The organism is Cupriavidus sp. GW823-FHT07B10, assembly GCF_058794355.1.
Window position 1 is genome coordinate 83661 of the sequence record NZ_JBXAGS010000014.1, and the last position, 18164, is coordinate 101824.

Consider the following 18164-nt stretch of genomic DNA (forward strand, 5'->3'; position numbering starts at 1 on the left):
GTTTCGATGGGTAACGACAGGGATCGGAGCGCCAGGCACGGTGACCGTCTGCTGCCCATCGGCCGTGAGGCAAAGAGAAATGATGAGCGCCGTCAAGCTGCAGTCAATCATCACCTGCCCCAAGTGCGCGCATGCAAAAGAAGAAACCATGCCCATCGATGCCTGCCAGTGGTGCTATGAGTGCGAGTGCTGCCACGCGATGCTAAGGCCCAAGGCCGGTGATTGCTGCGTCTTCTGCTCATACGGCAGCGAAAGGTGCCCGCCCATGCAGCAGCATTCCTGCTCGTGTGTTCGCCGACGCAGGTACAGCGATGCACGACGTACCCTCGATTCGGCTCCCCCCGGATGATCCCGCCTCTTACCCAGCTCCGCTTGCCAGCGGAACATGTTTTTGCTCGACATTACGCGACGCCCGTTATACGTCGCGGGGAATTCAGAGAGGGGTCATTATGCAATCGCGGATCATTCGCGTTCTGCCCGCAGAAGATGGTTGGGCATTGGAGTTCGGCGGCCTCAATATAAAGGCCCAGAAATTTCCGACCATGGAGGCGGCAATCGCTGCGGGTTGGGGGGTGGCCAGACGAGAGAACGCCGAATTGCACATACATCGTCACGACGGGGACGTGCAGTTGCGCAACGCGTGCGGCGACGAGCAACAGGAGGCGCGGCGGTGACGCCGTACTAGCTGTGAAGCGGCGAAAAAGGGCAAGGAGAACGCCTGGGAAAGGGTGGTGAGCTCAAGTGATGTTTTGGGCGCACATTTGCCAGGCAGTGTCTGCCAAATTCCTTGAGGGGAGATACTGTCCGGCAGATCCGCTCGAACGGCCACGCTTGATGCGGCTTCCACGAGGACTGTCTGGCGGTGCCGAAGCACCGCCAGACCAGAGGCATTGCTATCCCGCAAGCGGCCCGGCCGCCATCAAGGTATCCAGCTTTGCCTTCACCATTTCAAGCAGGCAGAGCGCGCTGAAGCACGCTTCCGAGCGCACGCTTTGCTGCTCCAGCAGTACGAGTACGCCATCAATGCCGGCACGCACTTCATGCAGGCACGCGTTGGTTTCGATTGCATCGACCATTACTGACTCCATAGCAGGTTAAGGCGCGCCACTCATTTGAAGGTGAAGGTGAAGGTGGCGGGCCAGACAGCGAGGGTGGAAACCAGTCTCCGGGAAAACCAGCCAGCCTTGCGGCTGCCTCGCCTGGCCCGCCATGGAACGATGCGTTCATGCGAGCACGCAGGAGTGCCGTATGGGATGCGACTCTCCTGCCCGGAGACACCTCGGGTTTCCACGCCCGGTCACCGGCGATCCGATGACGCAACCAGTATTTCCTGCCAGAGTCATGCAGGCGATAAGAGATGTCGCATTCGGAAGAGGCGGGCGAAGCTTGCGGCAACTCAGGCGAGTCGGAAATCGTTGAGTCTTGGAATGCGAGGTGGTCGCGGCATGGAACTAAGCCAAATTATGCGTTCCCGATCCCGCCAGCGAAGATCTTTGGCAGGGATCCGTCCACACTATGCTCCCCCACCTGAGCCACAAAATCCTCCCCCTCCGGCAACCCCAACGAAAACTTCACCGGAAAATTCACAGCAATCCCGCCTTCCGCGGGTACGGACCGCACCACCTCCCGCGCCTGCACATGCGGATCCTCAAACAGCGCCGTCGCCCCCAGCAACGGCGAGAACGGAATATCCAGCGGCCCGAAGAACGCCTCCCACTCGGCCAGGTCGCGCGTGCGGAACACCGCCACCATCAGGTCATTGACCTCCACCTTGTGCCCGTACCGTCCGGCACGCGTGGCAAAACGCGGATCGCGCAGGGCCGGGAACTCATCACCCAGCGCCTCGCACAGGTTGACCCAGAACTTGTTCTCGAGGATGCCCATCGCCAGATGCAGGCCATCGCGCGTCTCGAAGAGATCGTTCTCCGGCATCACGGTAGGGGATGCCTGCGGCGATGCCTCATGCCCGCGGGCGGCCCAGGCGCCATGGGCGGTCCACGACAGGATCGCGTCATGGATCGAGACATCCAGATGTTGCCCCTGCCCGTTCTGGTGCGCACTCATGATCGCCACTGCAAGCGACAGCGCCGCGTAGCCGGATGCGGCGTAATCCGACACCCGCACGCGCGGGCGCGAGACCTTGTCGTGCACCTGCACCGGCGTCGCCCAATAGCCGGCCAGCGCCAGGTAGTTCAGGTCATGTCCGGCGTGGCAGGCATAGGGGCCAGTCTGGCCGAAGCCCGAGACCGAACACAGCACGATGGCCGGATTGACCGCCGCCAGTGCTTCATAGCCCAGCCCGAGTCGCGCCATCACGCCGGGGCGGAAGCCTTCCACCACGGCATCGGCATTGCGGACCAGGTCAAGGAAGGCTTCGCGGCCAGCATCGGTCTTCAAGTCCAGCGCTACCGAGCGTTTGCCGCGATTGAACTGTGCAAACACCGTCGGACCAAGCTGCCGCGCAGTGTCGCCGGTGCCGGGCTGCTCTACCTTGATGACATCGGCACCCAGTTGCCGCAGCAGGCTGCATGCGTGCGGACCGGGCAGCAACTGGCTGACGTCGATGATGGTGACGTCCTTGAGGCAGGACCATTCTGGCTTCATACAGCGCCCTGGGGGGAGAACGAAAGAAGGGGTGCCGCACGCGCGGAAGGTGGCGTGCGGCGCGGGGCGGACAGGACGCTCAGCCCAGGTCGCCGACCATGCCGATCGACTTCATCAGGTCGCCGTAGCGCGCGTTGTCGCTGGCGACAATGGTGCCGAACTGCGCGGGCGAGGCGCTGCGGCGCAGTTCGCCGGCATTGGCCTTGAGCTGGGCATCAAACACGCCGGCCGTCTGCAGGGCGCCGACGGCGGCATGCAGCTTCTGGGTCAGTTCGGCCGGGAAGTTGGCCGGTGCGAACAGGCCGCTCCAGTTGTCGATGACAAAGCCCGGGGGCAGGGCTTCGGCCATGGTTGGCACGTCCGGGAAGAACGGCGAACGGGTGGCCGCAGTGACGGCAAGCACCCTGACCTGGTTATTGCGCACGTATTGCGTTGCGGTGCCGAGCACCGGCATGCCGAACTGGGTTTGTCCGGTCAGCATGGCGGTGATGATTTCCGGCGCACCCTTGTAAGGGATATGCACGGCGTCACAGCCGGTCTGGTGCAGCATGGTTTCCACCGCAAGATGGGCGATGCTGCCCTTGCCGCCGGAGCCGTAGTTGAACTTGCCCGGCGCTTTCTTCATGGCGGCGATCAGTTCGGCAGCGGTCTTGTAGGGCGACGAGACCGGCACCACCAGCGCGGACGGTCCGCCGGACAGGGCCGTGATCGGCGTGAAGTCGTGGATCGGATCGTATGGCATCTTGCGGTACATGTGCACGTTGATCACGTGCGCATTGGCCAGGATGCCCAGCGTATAGCCATCGGGCGCGGCCCGGCGCAGCGCGCTGGCGCCGATGATGCCGCCGGCGCCGGGCATGTTCTCGACCACCAGCGGCTGGCCGAGCTTCTTGCCCAGCTCCGCCGACAGCGTGCGGGCCACGTTGTCGGGCGTGCTGCCGGCGATAAACGGAACGATCAGCCGGATCGGGCGGCTGGGGTAGCTGGATGAAGCGCTGGCGGCGCGGGCCGGCAGCAGCAGGCTGCCCAGCGCGGCGGCGCCGGCGGTGGCAAGCCAGTTTCGGCGGTTCATGCTTGGTCTCCGTGGTCTTGTCTTATGGTGTTCATGCCGGCGGCGACCGTGCCGCCGGCACGGTCAGGCCTTCTGCTGCTGCAGCGGTTCAAGGATAGCGCGCGCAATGGTGTTGCGCTGGATCTCGCTGGTGCCGGTGAAGATGCGGAACATGCGCAGCTTGCGGAAGGTCTGCTCCACCGGATGGCCGCGCGTGACGCCGACGTTGCCGTGGATCTGCACGGCCTTGTCCGCCACCTCGAAGCAGCGCTCCGAGACAAAGAGCTTGCACGCCGCAGCCTTCATGCGCAGGTCGGCGCCGGCATCGGCCAGCGCGGCGGTATGCGTGATCATGCTCTCGCAGGCCCACAGCGCGGCGGCCATGTCGGCCAGCATGTGCTGGATCGCCTGGAAGCGCGCGATCGGCCCGCCGAACTGGCGGCGCTGGCCGGCATATGCCACCGACGACTCATATGCCCTGGTGGCCAGCCCCAGCATGCTGGGGCAGTGCAGCAGGCGGTTCACGTTGATGCGCGACATGCCCAGCTTGAAGCCGTTGCCTTCGCCGCCAAAGATATTGGCGCGCGGCACGCGCACGTTCTCGAAGCGGATGTCGCCGTCGATATGCTGGCCCGACATCGGCACGTACTCGTTGCTTACCGTCACGCCCGGCAGGTCCAGGTCGACCAGCACCGCGGTGATGGCCGGCGGCGTGGTGGTGGCGTCGGTCACGCACATGACGATGGCAAAGTCGGCGAACGGCGCGCCGCTGATGTAGTGCTTGCCGCCGTTGATGACCAGCTCGTCGCCATCGGCCACGGCCGAGGTCCTGATGCTTTGCGCGTCGGAGCCGGAATGCGTTTCCGTCAGTGCGAAGCAGGTCGACTTCTCGCCGCGGATCACGGGCTCGAAGTAGCGCTTGAGCTGGTCCGGCGTGGCGTACTTGAGCATGTTGCCCACGCGCGGCGGGCCGCCCAGGTCGCCCAGCACGTGCGCGGCCAGGGTGGAGCCGCTGGCGGCCAGGTCGGCCTTGAGCGCGCATTGCTCCTGGATGTTCAGGCCCTTGCCGCCGAGCGATGTCGGCAGGCACGCGGCGTAGAAGCCCAGCTCGCTGGAGCGGCGCCAGACCTTGCGCAGGGTCTCGCGCGGCCACGGGTCTTCAGAGCCCAGGCCGAGTTCCTGTTCCAGCGGGCGCAGTTCTTCGTCGATAAAGCGGCGGATGCCGGCGCGGGTTTCCAGCAGTACGGGATTGGTCAGGTGATCGAACATGGCGGGCTCCTTCAATTCACACGGCGCCCGACGCCTTGCCAGTAGCGTTCGCGCACGATCTTGCGGGCCAGCTTGCCGCTGGCGTTCTTGGGCAGCTCGGCGACGAAGTCCACCGAGCGCGGCGACTTGTAGTCGGCAATGCGCTCGCGGCAATGCGCGATCAGCTGCTGCGCGGTGGCCTCGCGCCCGGGGCGCAGCGTGACCACGGCCTTGACGCTTTCGCCCCAGGTGTCGTCCGGCACGCTGATGACGCAGGCTTCCAGTACGTCGGGGTGCTGGTACAGCGTGGCTTCCACTTCGGTCGGATAGACGTTGAAGCCGCCGGAGATGATCATGTCCTTCTTGCGGTCGACCAGGTACAGGTAGCCGGCCTCGTCCACGCGCGCCATGTCGCCGGTGTGCAGCCAGCCATCGATGATGGTCTCGCGCGTCAGCGCGGGCTCGTTGAAGTAGCCGTGGAACACGTCTTCGCCGCGGATCACCAGCTCGCCGATCTCGCCCACGGCGACCTCCTTGCCTTGCTCGTCGACCACGCGCACTTCGGTCTCGCCCAGGGCGCGGCCGCAGGAGGCCAGGCGCTCAGGGTGGTTGGCAATGGCGTCGGCATGGTCGGTGGTGGACAGACGTGTGACGCCCGAGGTCGATTCGCTGGCGCCATAGCCCTGCGACAGGATCGGGCCGATGCGCTCCCAGGCCTCGCGGATGCGTGCCGGCGCCATTGGCGCGGCACCGTAGGCCAGGGTCTTCAGGCTGGACAGATCGGCCTGGGCCAGCGTGGGCTCGGCCAGCAGCATGTTGATCATGGCCGGGACCATGAACACGTGGGTGATGCGTAGCCGCGCCACCTCGGCCAGGAAGTGCGCGGGCTCGAATTTCTCGAACAGCACCAGCGTGGCGCCCTGGTACAGGTAGGGCTGCATCAGCATGCCGGAGGCGTGCGTGACCGGCCCGATCAGCGCCAGCCGGTCGCCGGGGCGGGCCGGGCGGTCCATGCCGGACACCATCTTGCGCAGCGCCGCCATGCGGTTGCCGTAGCTCTGCATGGCAGCCTTGATCTTGCCGGTGGAGCCGGACGAGAAGTGCAGCACGGCCAGGTCGTCGGGGGCGGGGGTGATGTCAGGCGGCGTGGTGCCGGCATTGGCCAGCAGCGCTTCATACTCGACATAGCCCGCCGGCGCATCGCCGATGGCAATAAAGGTCTCGATGCTGCCGAAGCCGGCCGTGGTGCGCGCATAGCCGGTGTAGCCGGGGCCGGCGATCAGCACGCGCGGGGTGCAGTTCCCGACCACGTCGCTGGCCTCGGCCGCGGTGAAGCGCGGGTTGAGCGCCGCCTTGACCAGACCCGCCTTGTACAGCGCGCATTCCAGTTCGACCAGCTCGGGCCGGTTGCGCGACTGCACCGCGACGCGGTCGCCGGGCTGCAGGCCCAGTGCCAGCAGCGCATTGGCCAGGCGCGTTGAGCGTTGGTCCAGCTGGCGATAGGTCACCACCCGGTCCTGGTAGAGGATGGCGGGCTGGTCGCCCCAGTAGCGCGCGGCGCGGCGCAGGAAATACGCGAAACCCATGCTGTCTCCGTTGATGCCTGTTGATTCCGGTGAGCGCTTTTACGTGTGCTCGTGCGCCGTAGTCTGTAAGATGGCTGGCATCACCACAATGAACCATTGGCTATAAAGTCATAACCATCAGGAATGTGAGGCAATGGAGACGCGGGATATCGAATACATCCTCGCCGTGGCGGCGCACGGCGGCATCGGCCGTGCCGCCGACGCGCTGGGAATCAGCCAGCCGGCGCTGACCAAGGCGGTGCAGCGGGTGGAGACCCAGGCCGGGCTGCCGCTGTTCGAGCGTACCGCCAACGGTATGACCGCCACCTACGCCGGCACGCGCTTCCTGGAGCGGGCGCGGCGCATCCAGCTGGAATACGAGGACGGCATCAAGGAGATGCTGGGCATCCGCACCGGCGAGCAGGGCATCCTGCGCGTGGGCTATTCGCCGTCGATCCCGGGCAACGTGATCCTGGGCGCTTGCCGGCAACTGGTGCGCGAGCGTCCCGTGGCACGGCTGCGGCTGCGCCGCAGGCTGGCGCGCGACCTGCTGGACCTGCTGGCGGCGGGGGAACTGGATGTGGCGGTGGCACCGGCGCCGTTGGCAGCCTCATCGACCGGCCTGGCGGTGCAGCCGCTCTTTGACGACCGGCTGGTGGTGGTGGCGGACGAGGGCCATGCCTTGCTGCAGCGGCGCAAGCTGCGGCTGGCGGACCTGGCGGACCAGGAATGGCTGCTGCCCGAAGGGCATATCACGCTGCGCCAGCAGGTGGACGCGGCGTTCCGCCAGCGCGGCCTGCCGGAGCCGCAGCCGCGCATCGAGATCGACTTTGGCAGCAGTTCGCTGTTTGCGCTGATGCAGGGCACGCAGATGCTGAGCATCGCCAATGAAGGCGGCGATGCCATGCAGCACGGCCTGCGCGTGCTGCCGCTGGGCGTGGAGGAGCTGGACCTGCGCCGGAACATCGGCGTGATCTCGCGCGAGGGCGCCTACCTGTCGCCGCTGGCGCAGCGCCTGACGGTGCTGCTGAGCGAGCACAGCCGCTGAGGCAGCGGCAGGGCCACGCGGTTATTGCAGCGGGATCTTGGCCACCTCCGCCAGCCGCTTCCAGCGCTGGATCTCGTCCTTCTGGTACTGCAGCATTTCGGCAGGCGATGACAGGATCAGCTTGGTCGACTGGCGCGTGTAGTACTCGCGCACATCCGGGGCCCTGCCGGCCTGCGCAAACAGGTCCTGCAGCCGTTTCACCACTGCCGGCGGCGTCTTTGCCGAGACCGCCGCGGCTACCCAGTTGTAGGCCAGGAAGTCCGGCAGGCCGGCTTCGGCGATGGAGGGCACGTCCGGCAGCAGCGGCGAGCGCTGCGGTGCGGTGTAGGCCAGCGCGCGGACCTTGCCGCCGCGGACCAGTTCGATGGCGCCGGTGGCATCCACCACGGCGAAGTCGACATTGGCCGCCATCACGCCGTTGATGGCATCGCCAGCGCCCTTGTACGGCACGGCGGTGGTCTTGATGCGGGCCAGTTCGTTGAGCCACTCGGAGTAGAGCGTGTAGGAGATCGAGCCCGAGCCGTAATTGAGCGCGCCGGGGCGCTTGCGGGCATCTTCCAGCAGTTCCGTCAGCGTGCGGTAGGGCGAGCTTGCCGGCACGATGATCACGCATGGCCCGCGCGACAGCAGCGTGATCGGCGCAAAGTCGGTCAGCGGGTCATACGGCAGCTTGCGGAAGGTGGCGGCGTTGGTCGACAGCGTGGAATTGCTGCCGATAAAGACGGTGTAGCCGTCTGGCGGCGCGTTCAGCGCGGTCTGCACGCCAATGAAGCCGTTGCCGCCGGGCTTGTTCTCCACCACCACGCCCTGGCCGGTCAGCTCGCCGATCTTCTTGGCGAACATGCGCGCGGTGGTGTCGGTGCCGCTGCCGGAAGGGAAGGGCACGACAAAGCGGATCGGGCGGGACGGGAAGGCGTCGGCGGACTCGGCGGCGGGTGCCGCCAGCGGCGTGGCGGTGCCGATGGCCGCCAGTGCGGCGGCAGCCAGTCCAAGGAAGCGGCGGCGGGAACGGAAAACCTGTTGCATGGTGTCTCCTGAGCGTGGAATGCCCGGCGTGTTCCCGCCGGTGCAAGGGGATAAGCGGGGGCCTAACGGCGCAAGCCGAGCAGGTCGCGTGCGATCACCCAGCGGTGCACCTCGCTGGGCCCTTCGTAGATGCGCATCAGACGGGTCTCGTTGGCCATCTGCTGCAGCGGCAGCTCCTTGGTCATGCCCATCGCGCCGAAGGTCTGCATGGCGTGGTCGATCACGTCCCACGCCATCTCGGTGGCGAATACCTTGATCATCGATACCTGCGTGCGGGCCTCGTCGCCGGCGTCGATGCGGCTGGCGGCTTCGTAGGTCATCAGGCGGCACGCGTGGATGCGCGTGGCGGCGTCGGCCACCCACCACTGGATCGCCTGGCGCTGCGCCAGCGGCGCGCCGAAGGTCTGGCGCTGCGGCGCGTACTCGCAGATCATGTCCAGCGCCCGCTGCGCCCGGCCGATGCACCACGCGGCCATCTGCACGCGGCGCGTGGACAGCCGCGCCTGCATCGGCGCAAAGCCCTGGCCCTCGGTGCCCAGCAGCTGCGAGGCGGGGATGCGGCAGTCTTCCAGCACCACCTCGTAAGTCGATGCGCCGCCGATCATCGGGATGCGGCGCTCCACCCGGAAGCCCGGCGTGCCGCGCTCGACGATAAAGGCCGAGATGCCGCCGCGCGCGCCCTTGGCCTTGTCGGTCACGGCCATGACGATGGTCCAGTCGGCGCGCGCCGCGCGGCTGATCCAGATCTTGCGCCCATTGAGCACCCAGTGCTCGCCGTCGCGTTCGGCGCGCGTGGTCATCATGGCGGGGTCGCCGCCGGCGCCCGGTTCGGAAATGGCGATGGCCGACACGGTCTCGCCGCGCGCGTAAGGGGCCAGGTAGCGCTCACGCTGGGCGTCGCTGGCGCTCAGCATCAGCATGCGCAGGTTGGGCGAGTCCGGCGGCAATTCGTAGGGCGTGATGGTCTTGCCCAGTTCTTCGTTGACACCCACCATGGCCACCGTGGGCAGGTCGGCGCCGCCCATCTCCGTGGGCGCATCCAGGCCCCACAGGCCCAGTTCGCGCGACATCGCGTCGAGCCGCGCATGCTCTTCCGGCAGCAGCGTCATCTGCCCGCCGGCGGCTTCGCGCGCCAGCACCGCGGGTTCCAGCGGGATCAGCTGCTCGCGCACAAAGCGCGCGACCAGGTCCTTGAGCATCCGGTGTTCGTCGTCCAGTTCAAAGTTCATGCCCTGTCTCCTGCTGATTCGTTATGGTTGGCTGACGCCTTGGGCGAGGCCCAGCTCCTGCAGGACTTCGGCGGTGTGTTCGCCCAGTCCCGGCGCATGGCGGCGCAGCGACAGCGGCGTGGCCGAGAAGCGCGCGGCGGGGCGCACTTCGCGCAGCGGGCCTTCGGTGGGGTGCTGCGTTTCCTGGAACAGGCCGACGGCGCGCAGGTGCGGGTGGTCGACCAGCGCGTCCAGGCCGTAGATCGGCGTGGCGGGGATGTCGAGCGACTCGAACAGCGCCATCCATTCATCGGTGGTGCGCGCCGGCGTCAACTCGGCCAGGTGACCGTACAGCGCGCGGATATTGGCGTTGCGCTGCGCGCGGTCGGCCACCTCGTAGCGCTCGGCCAGGTCGTCGCGGCCCACGGCGCGGAAGAAGGCTTGCCAGTGGCGCTCGGTGTAGGGCAGGGCGCAGATCCAGCCGTCGCGGGTCGGCGCGGGTCGGCGCCCGCCCTGCAGCAGGCGGGCGTAGCCGGCGCCTGTGGGTGCGGGCTCGAAGGTCAGGCCGCCCAGGTGCTCGGCCATCACGAACGCGGTCATGGTCTCCAGCATCGGCACCTCCACCGACTGGCCGACGCCGTGGCGCTCGCGGCACAGCAGAGCTGCCAGCACGGCGTTGGCCAGGGCCAGCCCGGTAGTCTTGTCGGCGATCAGGCTGGGCACATACTCCGGGCGATCGCCGGTGGTGGAACCCAGCGCGACCAGCCCGCAGCCGGCCTGGATGATGTCGTCGAAGGCCGGCTTGTCGCGGTGCGGACCGTCCTGGCCGAAGCCGGTGGCCACGCAGTAGACGATGCGCGGATTGATGCGCGCCACTTCGGCATAGCCGAAGCCCAGCCGCTCGATCGCGGCTACGCGCATGTTGTGCACCAGCACGTCGGCGCTGGCGATCAGCCCGCGCAGCGCCTCGGCGCCCTCGGGGGTCTTCAGGTCGAGCACGACCGAGCGCTTGTTGCGGTTCAGCGCCAGGTAGATCGAGCTCATGCCGGCGTGCTGCGAGACGCCGTTGGCGCGCATCAGGTCGCCCTCGGGCCCTTCGATCTTGATCACGTCGGCGCCAAAGTCGGCCAGCACCTGCGTGGCCAGCGGCCCGAGCACGACCGCGGTGAGGTCGAGCACGCGGATGCCGTCCAGCGGGCCGGCCGGCGTGGCGCGGGTGTCTTGTTCGCTCATCGGGGCCACTCCTTCAACGGCGCTTGAAAACAGGGGCGCGGCGCGCGGCCATGGCGGCGACGCCCTCGCGGAAGTCTTCGCTGCGGAACTGTCCGTGCTGGATTGCCAGTTCGCGCTGGTTGATCTCGGCGATGCGGTCGGCCAGCCCTTCGCGCAGCGTGGCGCGCGTGGATTCCACGGCCAGCGGGGCAGAGGCGGCGATCTCTTGCGCCAGGGCCATGGCGCGGGCATTGACCTGCGCCTTTTCCACCAGTTCATCGGCCAGGCCGATCTCGACCGCGTCGGTGCCGGTGATGCGCCGGCCGGTATAGAACAGCAGCGCGGCCTGCTGCTCGCCCACCAGCCGCGGCAGCGTCAGGCTCATGCCGAAACCGGGGTGAAAGCCCAGCCGGTTGAAGTTGGCGCTGAAGCGTGCCTCGGCGCAGGTCACGCGGAAGTCCGCCACCAGCGCCAGCCCCATGCCGGCGCCGATGGCGGCGCCTTCCACCGCGGCCACGATCGGCTTGCGGTTGCGGTAAAGCCTCATCGCATGCGCGTAGAAGCCGCCCGGGTCGTTGGCTATCGCGCCCTGGTCGGCGCCGCTGAAGTCGGCCCCGGCGCAGAAGGCGCTGACGCCGGACGCCAGCACGATGGCGCGGCAGTTCTCGTTGTCGTCCAGCGCCTGCAGGGTGTCGGCCAGGCGCCGCATGATGTCGGCATCGACAAAATTGTGCGGTGGGCGGGACAGGACGATGCGGGCGACGTGGCCTTCATGGGTGACCTGGATATTGGCGTCGGCTGACATGCGGGGCGTTCCTCTGTGGTGGATCGGCTCGGGGGCCGGGATGGACACAGTATTCGCGCCGCGCGGCCGTACCGCTATACTCTAATTTCACTAACTGAAATTATTGGCGATGCCGGACGCCGTGCTGCCAGAGCCCTCCAGCCGCCGCGTCACGCACCAGACCGGGCGCTTTACCCGCGACACCGCGGGCAGCCAGTCGCTGGAGCGCGGGCTGGTGCTGCTGCGGGCCTTCCGTGTTGGCACCACCAGCCTGACCAATGCCGAGCTGGCGGTGCGCACCAGCCTGCCGCGCCCCACCGTCAGCCGGCTGACGCGCTCGCTGGTGGATGCCGGCTTCCTGCGCTATGACGTGAACGAACGCGCCTACCGGCTGGCGCCGGTGGTGCTGAGCCTGGCCGATGCCTTCCACCAGTCCAGCCGCGCGCCGGACATTGCCTTGCCGCTGATGCGCAAGGTGGCCGAGGCCGGCAAGGTCAACGTGGGGCTGGCCGTGGGCGACCAGCTGGAGATGGTGTACCTGGCGTCGATCCGGCACAGCCGCGACAGCGTGTCGCGCACGCGGCGCGTGGTGCCGGGAACCCGCGTGCCGATGGAGATGACGGCGATCGGGCTGTCATGGCTGGCGGCGCAGCCTGAGGGGGTGAGGGAGGACCTGCTGGCCGGCATCGCCGCGCGCCAGGGCGAGGACTGGATCAACATGCGGGCCAAGGTGCTGCGCGGCATCGCGCAGGCGCAGCGGCACGGCTATTGCACCGCGGCCTACCAGCCCGGGCACCTGCTGGCCGTGGGGGCCGCATTTTCCGGGCCGGACCAGCAGCTTTACGGGCTCAATATCAGCTTCCCGTTCAACGAGAGCGAGCGCAGCCGCGACAATGCCCGCTATGCGGCCCAGCTGGAGCGGCTGGTGGCGGACATCCAGGAGGCCTGGCGCCGCGCCGCCGGATAATCCGGGCTCAGTACACCGACGGCATGCCTGCGGGCCGGTTCTTGAAGCGCCGGTGGATCCAGTAATACTGCTCCGGCATGGTGGCGATCTGGGCTTCGAGGAAGGCGTTCATGCGGCGCGAATCTTCCTCGACGCTGCCCGAGGGGAAGCCTTCCAGCGGGTCGAATATGCGCAGCCGGTAGCCGCGGTAGTCGGGCAGCACTTCGGTGGTGAAGGGCACCACGCGCGCGCCGGTCATGCTGGCCAGGCGCGAGGCCGAGGTCAGCGTGCAGGCCGGCACGCCAAAGAACGGCACGAACACCGAATCGTTGATGCCGAAATCCATGTCCGACGCCAGCATTACCGGGCAGCCGGCGCGCAGCGTGCGCACCACCTGCTTGCCGCTGCCGCTGCGCGGGATCATCTCGGCGCCAAAGCGCCCGCGCTGCGTGCGCGAGATGTCTTCCAGCATCTGGCTGGACATCCTGGTGTACAGCGAGGCCACCGGGTGGCGCATCGAATAGAACATGCAGCCGGCCTCGATGCCGACGAAATGGAAGCCCATGAAGATGGTCGGATGCTCCGCGCACGAGGCCAGGTCGATGCGCGAGTCCAGTTCCACCAGCTTGCCCAGGCGCTCGGCGCTGCCGAACCACTGCACGCCGCGCTCCAGGTAGCTGCGCAGGACGTGGCCGAAGTGGTTCCGTGCCAGCTTGTCGCGCGTGTCTGCATCCATGTCCGGGAAGCACAGGGACAGGTTGGTATGGACAATGCGCCGGCGGCGGCTGGGGATGCGATACAGCAGCTTGCCGATCGCATCGCCCAGGCGTGCGGTGACACCGTACGGCAGGGCGGCGACGAGCTTGAAGACTGCGATGGTGAGCGCAGCCTGGAGCCGGTGTTTCATGTAGATCCTAGGAGCGGCAGCGGCGGCTCGGGCAAAGGCCCCGGGCAGGCGGCTGCGCGGCAATAATTCGGCGCCACTGGCTGGTGGCGAACGGGGTGCACCCGAACGACGGGAAGAGCGAGGGCCGGCCCCCGGCATATGCCCGGCGCCTGGCGCGGCACGGTGTGCGCGTCGGAGGCTGACAAAGCAAGGCGGGACGCCAGGGCGGCGCCTCCGGCACGGCGCGCGGGCCGAAGGGCGGCGTGGGTGCGCTATGCGTCGCTGCGCAAGCTTTCTCTGAAGGGCGCACTGTAGCACGATGGCAGCTGCCCGGCGATGACGGTTACTACCAGTAGCAAACAGGGGGAGATTATTGCAGCGCCTGGGTGATTCAGCGGAAATGATCGGGCCGGGGCAGGGCATTTCCGACTGTGCCGGGGTGCGATCCGGGGAAGGGAAAATGGCGCGCTGAATAATACGCGCAGGCGGCGTCGTCACGCCTGCAATAATGACCGGCGGGATTATCGGGCAGGAATTGCTCAGGGTTTTTTCAATTCGCCCAGGTAGTAATTGACCTCGGCCAGCAGGGCGCGGTGGAATTCCGCCGGCAGGACATGGTCGTCGGTCAGCGACATCAACTGGTTGATGCGCTGGCGGAAGCGCTGCTCGGCGCTGGCGCGCGCCGCCGGCGGCAGGCCTGTGGTCAGCGAGCACAGCAGCTCGCGCATCACCAGCAGGCGCGCGCCATACTGGATCATGGCATCGCCTTGTGTCTTGAGGTTTTGCGCCAGCTGTTCCGGCATCGTCTTGCCCGGCTCGCCAGGCGCAGCCGGAGCGGGAGATTCGGCGGTGTTGTGGTCATTGTTGTCGGGCGCGGCCGCGCCGGTCTTTTTTCCAAGCATGGTGATCCTGAACATGGGCGAGGCTCCCTGGTACAAGCGGGGCCGGCCTGAAACGCCGGCAGCCTGGATGGCAGTAGCACTCATCATGGAAGCCTGCCGTGCACCGGACTGTGCGGCGGCAGACACTGGGACGCCTTGCGCGGCGTCAGCCGGCCAACGCCGCCGGCGCGGGTTTGCGGCCCTTGCCTGCGCGCGCAGGCGGCAGGCACAGTCCGCAGACGTAGCGGTGGCGCGCATCGTCGGCCTGCACGACATACTCGCCCCGGCAGTCCCTGCAGCGCGCCAGCCGCAGCATGCCGCGCTCATAGAAGCGCACCAGCGTCCAGGCGCGGGTAAAGCTGAGCTGCGAGGCCTCGCCGGTGGCGCACAGCTGTTCGCGGTACATGCGGTAGCTGGACAAGACCGCGCGGATCCCGTCCAGGCTGCCGCGGCTGGTCATGAAGCGGTAGGCGCCAAGCAGCATCGAGGCGTGGGCATTCGGGCGCCAGGAGACAAACCAGTCCGTGGAGAACGGCAGCATGCCCTTGGGCGGCGACACCCCGCACAGCTCCTTGTACAGCCGGATCAGGCGCACGCGTGGCAGAGACACTTCGGACTCCAGCACCTGCAGGCGGGCGCCCAGGCCGATCATCTCGATTGCCAGGCGGATCTGCTCAACATCCTGCAGCATGCTCTTGCCGGGACGCGGGGGCCTGGCGCGCGGAACCGGGGCCGGTGAGCCGGCCACAGCCGTGCCGGCGATATCGTGTACATCCATTGGTCTCCTCCGATATATCGGAAATGGGCGCGGGCAAGCCGGTTGCTGATCCGGCTTGCCCGGGCCTGTCACCGATAATCATGACCCGGCGTGTCACCGTGCGCGGCACGGCTCCTCGCGGGTCCGGGGCTCAGGTTTCTCGTAGTCGAGGAGGATTTTTGGATCGATCGGGGCGTTATAACCATGACATGCATCAACAATCATATTTCCGCGATTATTGTGTGTCAGGTACGGCGCCTGGATTTAACCGTCCCCACCCTGGTGTAGGAGAAGTGCCCGCACGCTATCGGACTGACGCCGATTTCATTGGCAGGCCAATGGACTACGCTGCAAGAACACCAACGACGGAGCGACCCATGGCTGCGAACTTCCTGATCAGGCAGACGGCGCAAGGCTGGGAACTGGCGGTCGAAAGTGCCCGCAAGGGCCTGGTGCACTGCGAGGATCGCGAAATCGCCGTCAGTATCGGCATGGCTGCGGCCAGGCGGCGTGGCGTCGCGCTGATCGTGCAGGAGGAAGGGGGCGGCAATGACACCCCGAGCGGCATCACACCACTGGCTGCCTGAGAACAGGCCCGCCCCGCCCGATAGCGCGGTACGGCACCTGGCGTGCCATCAGAACACCCCAAGCCCCAATCCCGCTGCCAACCCCTCACCCAACTCCGCGCAACGCGCCAGGTCCCCGGCTTCGATCTGCTTGGGCGCAAGGATGCGCTCCGGTGTCTGCGCATGCGTACAGACGATCAGCCCCGGCGCCACGGCGTTGAGCCGCCAGCCGGTGGCGATGCGCTCGATCTGGCGCAGCGCATTCTGGCCATCGCTGCCGGCGCAGATCATGGTGGCGTAGGGGCGGCCGTTGATGCGGTCCAGCGCGGCGTAATAGCAGCGATCGAAGAAGTCCTTCATCATCCCTGCCATGGCGGCCAGGTTCTCCGGCGTGGCGAAGAGATAGCCGTCGGCGCCAAGGACATCGTCCGGGCCTGCCTCGGCAGCGGTCTTGAGTACGACCGTGATGCCGGGCTGCTGGCGGGCCGCGCCAGCGGCGGCCTCGGCCATCTGCCGGGTGCCTCCGGTCATGGTGTGATAGACGATCAGCAGCGTTTTCATGCTTGCGTGGGGGCGGTGTGCCGTACGCTGAAGACTGTATCACGCAGGCCGGCGACGACAGTTATCGTAGAATCCGGGGCAGCCATCCTGCGCGCCCGGCGCACGTGCCACCCCGTCATGCCGAAAGCCAAAGCCCCCGCTCTTGACCGCTCCGCCAGCGAGCAGGCCATCCAGTTGCTGGATGCCGCCACCGATCATGTTCTCGCCAATGGCCTGGGCGATCTGTCCTTGCGCAGCGTGGCGGATGCGCTCGGCACGAGCCACCGCATGCTGATCTACTACTTCGGCTCCGGGGATGGCTTCTGGCAGGCACTGTTGCATCGCATCCGCCATGCGGAGCAGGCCGCCCGCGAGCGCGTGATGGTGGAAGGCATGGCTCCCGAAGCCGCGATGGAAGCGGCGTGGGAGCGCTATTCCGCCCCAGGCTACCTGCCGATCATGCAGCTGATGTTCGAGATCTACGGCAAGGCCATCCGCGACCGCGAGCGCTTCAGCGGCTTTCTGGAAGACGTGGTCGGCAGCTGGACAACCACGTTGGCGACGCGCCTGCAGCGCGACCTCGGCCTCGGCGCTGCCGAGGCCGGGCTGCGCGCGCGCGTGGAACTTGCCACCATGCGCGGGCTGCTGCTGGACCTGGTCACCACGGGTGACCGCAAGGGCACGACGGCCGCGCTGAAGTACTTCGCCGCCAGGATGGCGGCGCTTCCCCAAACCGGCAAGTAACGGTTTTTTCCCCGGAAATCCGCGTAAACCCCGATTTTTCCCATTCGTGTACCACGTGGTACATTGCATCCCACGCCTTGCGAACGAGGCGAATCGTGGCAAACCAACAGGGTGCAATATGGATCGGCGACAACTACTGGCCTGGGTGGCCGGGACTGCGGTGGCGATGGCGCTGCCAGGGATCGGGCAGGCGCAAACCTTCCCTTCGAAGCCCGTACGGCTGGTGGTGCCGCAGGCCGGCGGCACCGGCAATGATGTGCTGGCGCGCGCGCTCGCGGAAAAGCTCAGCCGTGCCTGGAACCAGCCTGTGGTGGTGGAGAACAAGCCCGGGGCCAACGGGACGCTGGCGATCAGCTATGTGATCGGGCAGCCCGCCGATGGCTACACGCTGTTCTTCGCCGGCGTTTCCAACCTGAGCTTCAATCCCTTCCTGTATCCGAAGCTGCCCTATAACCCGGGTCGGGACCTGACTGGCGTGGCGATGCTCGCCAACTCGCCCTTTGTCTTTGTCGCGGCGCCGTCGCTCAAGGCTGATACGTTCCAGGATTTCGTGCGGATGGCCAAGGCTCGCCCCGGCGAGATCAGCTTCGCATCGGGCGGCATCGGCAACTCCACCCACCTGGCGATGGAACTGGTCGCGCAACGCACCGGAGTCCGGCTGCAGCACGTGCCGTTCAATGGCAGCGGCGGCTCGACCAGCCTGATGAACGGGCAGACCCCGGTGATGATGAATGTGCTCGCGGGCGTGCAGCCTTACATCGCCGGCAAGAAGCTGATACCGCTGGCGGTCACCGGCGACAAGCGGCAGCCGGCCTTGCCCGCGGTGCCCACCTTCAAGGAGCTTGGCTATGACGTGCAGGTACCCGGGTGGTACGCGATCGTGGCCCGCACAGGCACGCCTGCAGGCGTTATCCGCAAGGTCAATGCCGACATCAACCAGATCCTGGACGACCCGCAGTTCCAGGAGAAGCTTGCCTTCCAGTTCCTGGATGCAATCAAGGGGCCGCCGTCCGAGGTGGAGCGCTATATGAAGCGCGACGCCGATACCTGGGGCCCGATCATCCGCAACCTTGCCATTTCTCTCTGAGGACCGCTGCC

20 protein-coding genes are annotated in these 18164 nt (G+C 67.1%); 7 read left to right on the top strand and 13 right to left on the bottom strand.

Annotated elements, in window-relative coordinates:
* Positions 1-82: 82 nt before the first annotated feature.
* Entirely contained in the window at positions 83-349 is a 267-nt protein-coding gene (locus AC1Q6V_RS24980; protein WP_454750669.1) for a GDCCVxC domain-containing (seleno)protein, read from the top strand.
* A 100-nt stretch (positions 350-449) separates the two neighbouring features.
* Positions 450-674 carry a DUF2188 domain-containing protein gene (locus AC1Q6V_RS24985; protein WP_011616879.1) on the top strand — a complete coding sequence of 75 codons (225 nt, stop codon included), beginning with the start codon at positions 450-452 and terminating at the stop codon, positions 672-674.
* Between the two features lie 219 nt (positions 675-893).
* Here AC1Q6V_RS24985 and AC1Q6V_RS24990 read toward each other — a convergent pair whose 3' ends face one another.
* The 5 genes from AC1Q6V_RS24990 to AC1Q6V_RS25010 form a co-directional block, all read right to left on the bottom strand.
* On the bottom strand, positions 894-1076 hold the full coding sequence (locus tag AC1Q6V_RS24990; protein WP_454750662.1) for a hypothetical protein: 183 nt from the start codon (positions 1074-1076) through the stop codon (positions 894-896).
* 385 nt (positions 1077-1461) lie between these two features.
* Entirely contained in the window at positions 1462-2604 is a 1143-nt protein-coding gene (locus AC1Q6V_RS24995; protein WP_454750661.1) for a CaiB/BaiF CoA transferase family protein, read from the bottom strand.
* A 79-nt stretch (positions 2605-2683) separates the two neighbouring features.
* Entirely contained in the window at positions 2684-3676 is a 993-nt protein-coding gene (locus AC1Q6V_RS25000) for a tripartite tricarboxylate transporter substrate binding protein (protein WP_010809626.1), read from the bottom strand.
* Between the two features lie 63 nt (positions 3677-3739).
* Positions 3740-4924 carry an acyl-CoA dehydrogenase family protein gene (locus AC1Q6V_RS25005; RefSeq protein WP_011616882.1) on the bottom strand — a complete coding sequence of 395 codons (1185 nt, stop codon included), beginning with the start codon at positions 4922-4924 and terminating at the stop codon, positions 3740-3742.
* A gap of 11 nt (positions 4925-4935) precedes the next feature.
* Positions 4936-6489, bottom strand: a complete 1554-nt coding sequence (locus AC1Q6V_RS25010) for an AMP-binding protein (RefSeq protein WP_010809628.1) — start codon at positions 6487-6489, stop codon at positions 4936-4938.
* A gap of 133 nt (positions 6490-6622) precedes the next feature.
* On the opposite strand from AC1Q6V_RS25010, the gene AC1Q6V_RS25015 reads away from it, so the two are divergent.
* Positions 6623-7516 (top strand): LysR family transcriptional regulator, encoded by an 894-nt coding sequence (locus AC1Q6V_RS25015; protein ID WP_011616884.1) that lies wholly within the window; start codon positions 6623-6625, stop codon positions 7514-7516.
* Positions 7517-7537: 21 nt separating this feature from the next.
* On the opposite strand, the gene AC1Q6V_RS25020 is transcribed toward AC1Q6V_RS25015, so the two are convergent.
* The 4 genes from AC1Q6V_RS25020 to AC1Q6V_RS25035 all read right to left on the bottom strand — a co-directional run bounded on the left by AC1Q6V_RS25020 (position 7538) and on the right by AC1Q6V_RS25035 (position 11767).
* Complete coding sequence (locus tag AC1Q6V_RS25020) at positions 7538-8542, bottom strand: Bug family tripartite tricarboxylate transporter substrate binding protein (protein ID WP_010809630.1); 1005 nt, start codon at positions 8540-8542, stop codon at positions 7538-7540.
* 62 nt (positions 8543-8604) lie between these two features.
* Entirely contained in the window at positions 8605-9771 is a 1167-nt protein-coding gene (locus tag AC1Q6V_RS25025) for an acyl-CoA dehydrogenase family protein (protein ID WP_454750660.1), read from the bottom strand.
* A gap of 21 nt (positions 9772-9792) precedes the next feature.
* Positions 9793-10983, bottom strand: a complete 1191-nt coding sequence (locus tag AC1Q6V_RS25030) for a CaiB/BaiF CoA transferase family protein (protein ID WP_011616887.1) — start codon at positions 10981-10983, stop codon at positions 9793-9795.
* A 13-nt stretch (positions 10984-10996) separates the two neighbouring features.
* The gene (locus AC1Q6V_RS25035; protein WP_011616888.1) at positions 10997-11767 is read right to left on the bottom strand and encodes an enoyl-CoA hydratase/isomerase family protein; all 771 of its coding nucleotides are present in this window, start codon (positions 11765-11767) and stop codon (positions 10997-10999) included.
* Positions 11768-11876: 109 nt separating this feature from the next.
* Here AC1Q6V_RS25035 and AC1Q6V_RS25040 point away from each other — a divergent pair, with 109 nt between their 5' ends.
* Positions 11877-12713 carry an IclR family transcriptional regulator gene (locus AC1Q6V_RS25040; RefSeq protein ID WP_454750659.1) on the top strand — a complete coding sequence of 279 codons (837 nt, stop codon included), beginning with the start codon at positions 11877-11879 and terminating at the stop codon, positions 12711-12713.
* A 7-nt stretch (positions 12714-12720) separates the two neighbouring features.
* On the opposite strand, the gene AC1Q6V_RS25045 is transcribed toward AC1Q6V_RS25040, so the two are convergent.
* The 3 genes from AC1Q6V_RS25045 to flhC all read right to left on the bottom strand — a co-directional run bounded on the left by AC1Q6V_RS25045 (position 12721) and on the right by flhC (position 15237).
* Positions 12721-13599, bottom strand: coding sequence for a lipid A biosynthesis lauroyl acyltransferase (locus AC1Q6V_RS25045; RefSeq protein WP_010809635.1), 879 nt, complete (start codon positions 13597-13599; stop codon positions 12721-12723).
* 518 nt (positions 13600-14117) lie between these two features.
* Entirely contained in the window at positions 14118-14495 is a 378-nt protein-coding gene (locus AC1Q6V_RS25050; protein ID WP_439672578.1) for a hypothetical protein, read from the bottom strand.
* Between the two features lie 130 nt (positions 14496-14625).
* A complete protein-coding gene (flhC, locus tag AC1Q6V_RS25055) occupies positions 14626-15237 on the bottom strand; it encodes a flagellar transcriptional regulator FlhC (protein WP_011616889.1) in 612 nt (203 codons plus the stop codon).
* A 356-nt stretch (positions 15238-15593) separates the two neighbouring features.
* On the opposite strand from flhC, the gene AC1Q6V_RS25060 reads away from it, so the two are divergent.
* Positions 15594-15803 (top strand): hypothetical protein, encoded by a 210-nt coding sequence (locus AC1Q6V_RS25060; RefSeq protein WP_041688042.1) that lies wholly within the window; start codon positions 15594-15596, stop codon positions 15801-15803.
* A 48-nt stretch (positions 15804-15851) separates the two neighbouring features.
* On the opposite strand, the gene AC1Q6V_RS25065 is transcribed toward AC1Q6V_RS25060, so the two are convergent.
* A complete protein-coding gene (locus AC1Q6V_RS25065) occupies positions 15852-16343 on the bottom strand; it encodes a flavodoxin family protein (protein WP_010809639.1) in 492 nt (163 codons plus the stop codon).
* A 117-nt stretch (positions 16344-16460) separates the two neighbouring features.
* Between AC1Q6V_RS25065 and AC1Q6V_RS25070 the strand changes: the two genes are divergently transcribed.
* Entirely contained in the window at positions 16461-17066 is a 606-nt protein-coding gene (locus AC1Q6V_RS25070) for a TetR/AcrR family transcriptional regulator (RefSeq protein WP_011616890.1), read from the top strand.
* A 118-nt stretch (positions 17067-17184) separates the two neighbouring features.
* Positions 17185-18153 carry a Bug family tripartite tricarboxylate transporter substrate binding protein gene (locus AC1Q6V_RS25075; RefSeq protein WP_058698624.1) on the top strand — a complete coding sequence of 323 codons (969 nt, stop codon included), beginning with the start codon at positions 17185-17187 and terminating at the stop codon, positions 18151-18153.
* The last annotated feature ends 11 nt before the right edge of the window (positions 18154-18164 follow it).

Bases quoted from the DNA above. Each gene is read 5' to 3' on its own strand.
- AC1Q6V_RS24980 (WP_454750669.1), top strand. From the start codon at position 83: ATGAGCGCCGTCAAGCTGCAGTCAATCATCACCTGCCCCAAGTGCGCG.
- AC1Q6V_RS24985 (WP_011616879.1), top strand. From the start codon at position 450: ATGCAATCGCGGATCATTCGCGTTCTGCCCGCAGAAGATGGTTGGGCA.
- AC1Q6V_RS24990 (WP_454750662.1), bottom strand. From the start codon at position 1,076: ATGGTCGATGCAATCGAAACCAACGCGTGCCTGCATGAAGTGCGTGCC.
- AC1Q6V_RS24995 (WP_454750661.1), bottom strand. From the start codon at position 2,604: ATGAAGCCAGAATGGTCCTGCCTCAAGGACGTCACCATCATCGACGTC.
- AC1Q6V_RS25000 (WP_010809626.1), bottom strand. From the start codon at position 3,676: ATGAACCGCCGAAACTGGCTTGCCACCGCCGGCGCCGCCGCGCTGGGC.
- AC1Q6V_RS25005 (WP_011616882.1), bottom strand. From the start codon at position 4,924: ATGTTCGATCACCTGACCAATCCCGTACTGCTGGAAACCCGCGCCGGC.
- AC1Q6V_RS25010 (WP_010809628.1), bottom strand. From the start codon at position 6,489: ATGGGTTTCGCGTATTTCCTGCGCCGCGCCGCGCGCTACTGGGGCGAC.
- AC1Q6V_RS25015 (WP_011616884.1), top strand. From the start codon at position 6,623: ATGGAGACGCGGGATATCGAATACATCCTCGCCGTGGCGGCGCACGGC.
- AC1Q6V_RS25020 (WP_010809630.1), bottom strand. From the start codon at position 8,542: ATGCAACAGGTTTTCCGTTCCCGCCGCCGCTTCCTTGGACTGGCTGCC.
- AC1Q6V_RS25025 (WP_454750660.1), bottom strand. From the start codon at position 9,771: ATGAACTTTGAACTGGACGACGAACACCGGATGCTCAAGGACCTGGTC.
- AC1Q6V_RS25030 (WP_011616887.1), bottom strand. From the start codon at position 10,983: ATGAGCGAACAAGACACCCGCGCCACGCCGGCCGGCCCGCTGGACGGC.
- AC1Q6V_RS25035 (WP_011616888.1), bottom strand. From the start codon at position 11,767: ATGTCAGCCGACGCCAATATCCAGGTCACCCATGAAGGCCACGTCGCC.
- AC1Q6V_RS25040 (WP_454750659.1), top strand. From the start codon at position 11,877: ATGCCGGACGCCGTGCTGCCAGAGCCCTCCAGCCGCCGCGTCACGCAC.
- AC1Q6V_RS25045 (WP_010809635.1), bottom strand. From the start codon at position 13,599: ATGAAACACCGGCTCCAGGCTGCGCTCACCATCGCAGTCTTCAAGCTC.
- AC1Q6V_RS25050 (WP_439672578.1), bottom strand. From the start codon at position 14,495: ATGTTCAGGATCACCATGCTTGGAAAAAAGACCGGCGCGGCCGCGCCC.
- flhC (WP_011616889.1), bottom strand. From the start codon at position 15,237: ATGGATGTACACGATATCGCCGGCACGGCTGTGGCCGGCTCACCGGCC.
- AC1Q6V_RS25060 (WP_041688042.1), top strand. From the start codon at position 15,594: ATGGCTGCGAACTTCCTGATCAGGCAGACGGCGCAAGGCTGGGAACTG.
- AC1Q6V_RS25065 (WP_010809639.1), bottom strand. From the start codon at position 16,343: ATGAAAACGCTGCTGATCGTCTATCACACCATGACCGGAGGCACCCGG.
- AC1Q6V_RS25070 (WP_011616890.1), top strand. From the start codon at position 16,461: ATGCCGAAAGCCAAAGCCCCCGCTCTTGACCGCTCCGCCAGCGAGCAG.
- AC1Q6V_RS25075 (WP_058698624.1), top strand. From the start codon at position 17,185: ATGGATCGGCGACAACTACTGGCCTGGGTGGCCGGGACTGCGGTGGCG.